Below are 2,210 nucleotides of genomic sequence, written 5' to 3'. Positions count from 1 at the left end.
CCCCTCGGGGAGGTTGGACGAGCCTGACGGAAAAGCTCCGATCTGAGCATCGGAGGAGGTGGTCAGATCGACCAACGGAACACCGCGATAGGTGTCTGAAAGCCTGGCGGTCGCTGGCGAGGCGGGTCCTGGAGCCCTTGCCGGTACTGCTGCCTCTGCAGCTTCACTGATCGGACCGCGATGGACGAGCAAAAAGTCGTTGGGCCCTTCTGCCCTCTCGGCGGTGTAGCCGTGACCTTCAATCTCGTAGTTCCATTGCGGCTTTTCCGCATCCGGCAAGAAGCCAAAGTGGTACAATCTCGAGAGCATCGCGTCTGGGACGCGTTGAGTCCCATGGGAGAAGCCTTTGGGGACGGCGAATGAAACGTCTATGGAGTCCTCGATCGCAGCGGGGGGCTCCTCAGACCATGCGGAGGGCGCGGCCTCCGCATGCAGCCTTCCGATGTGTTCGGAACCTGTCCCTTGAACCGGTACCCCTTCCAATGGCAATTCACCCAACTGCTGCATGGGGGGCTGCATCGGCACGCGGCCGCCTGAATTGCCGATTTCGCTCAGCGGCTGCTGAATGGCGGCGGCTTGCGGCGTATTGGCCCTCTGCCTCTTCGCCGGTCTCAACAGCGCCGTGTCATGTTCATTGTTGATGATGACCCACTCGGGTGGCAGGTGGTTGCCCTGGTCAAGCGCATCCGGCGAGGACCGGATCTGCTGTTGACTGGCAGCTAACGCTGGCGGGGCGGCGGCCTCAACTCCGGCGTGCCCAGAGCCGGCCGCTGCGAAAGCGTCCGACACGCTTCTATTGTGGCCATCCGGAACAGCGGGCATCCCTGGGTTGCTGAAAAAAGACGAGGCGGCTTGATCATTCTGCCCTCGCTGAAGCTCTTCGCGCCGGACCGCCTCGGGAACCCCGTTTGACACGAGCTCCGTATTGCGAACCCGTTCCAGCACCAAGCGGAGATAGCGGTCGCCTGGAAGCAACCTCTTGGCCAATTCGATCCGCGAATCGTGATCCAGCCCAGAGATCGTCTGGCCCCGACTCTCAAGCGCCTCAGAAAATCTGCGAAGACTACGACCATAGGCAGCACGGGTGCTTGAGGCCAAGCTGCTGTCCCTGGTCACTTGTTCCAAGATATGCGCGTCTGCCTTTGACGGCACTAGCCGCCGGGCAGTCGCCGAATAGCCCGGCTCATGATACGCACGCAGGAAGTTCAACGCCGTCTTCATAGTACCGTATTTCGGAAAGACAGCATCGGCGTGATCGACCAGGGATTGGTGATTTCTTAGATCCGTCGCTTGGCCGCGAGCGCCGAGATCATTCGCCAATCGGCAAAGCGCATTCGAGTATATTTGAAGCGTATCCTCGCTATGGCGTTGCTGAGTCCTAGCGTGGGCGATCGCCTGATCAATAACGTCCCGGTGTTCGCCGGACAGATGGGGAAAGCGGATAGCAGGGGCGTCAATAGTCGCCGAATAGCCCGGCTCATAATACCTACGGAGGGCGCTCAACGCCGTCTTCATAGTATCGTTTGTCGGAAAGACAGCATCGACGTGATCGACCAGGGATTGGTGATTTTTTAGATCAGTCGCTTGGCCACGAGCGCCGAGATCATTTGCCAATTGGCGAAGTGCAAGCGTGTATTTTTTTTCCGTGGTCTCTCTATATTGTTGCTGAGTCCTAGCGTGGGCGATCGCCTGATCAATAACGTCCCGGTGTTCGTCGGACAGATGGGGAAAGCTGGTAGCACGGGCGCCAGCAGTCGCCGAATATCCCGGCTCATGATACCTACGGAGGACGCTCAACGCCGTCCTCATAGTATCGTTTGTCGGAAAGAAAGCATCGACGTGATCGACCAGGGATTGGTGATTTCTTAGATCAGTCGCTTGGCCGCGAGCGCCGAGATCATTCGCCAATCGGCAAAGCGCATTTGAGTAATTTCGGAGCGTTCTCTCTCTATATTGTTGCTGATCCCTAGCGTGGGCGATCGCCTGATTAATAAGGTCCCGGTGTTCAACGGACAGATGGGGATAGCCGTTAGCACGGGCGCCACTCGCGACAGGTTCGGCGCGGCGCGGCTCGGCCACGTGCTGCTCAAAGCCCGCTTGCCGCGCCTGGCCCGCATCTGGCAAGGGGTACGAGGCGGGGATTGCGGCAAGCTCGTGCGGCAAGCGCTGCTCCCTCAGTCGGTTTTGCAGCGCCTGCCGGTCGGCGACGA

1 pseudogene is annotated in these 2,210 nt (G+C 59.5%); it reads right to left on the bottom strand.

Annotated features, from left to right (window positions below):
• A pseudogene (locus BN1800_RS43260) lies at positions 1–2,130 on the bottom strand (hypothetical protein); the annotation flags it as partial.
• Positions 2,131–2,210: the final 80 nt, after the last annotated feature.

The sequence above is a fragment of the Rhizobium sullae genome, from assembly GCF_900169785.1.
GTDB classification, from domain to species: Bacteria; Pseudomonadota; Alphaproteobacteria; order Rhizobiales; family Rhizobiaceae; genus Rhizobium; species Rhizobium sullae.
This window is presented reverse-complemented; position numbering and strand designations above follow the sequence as displayed.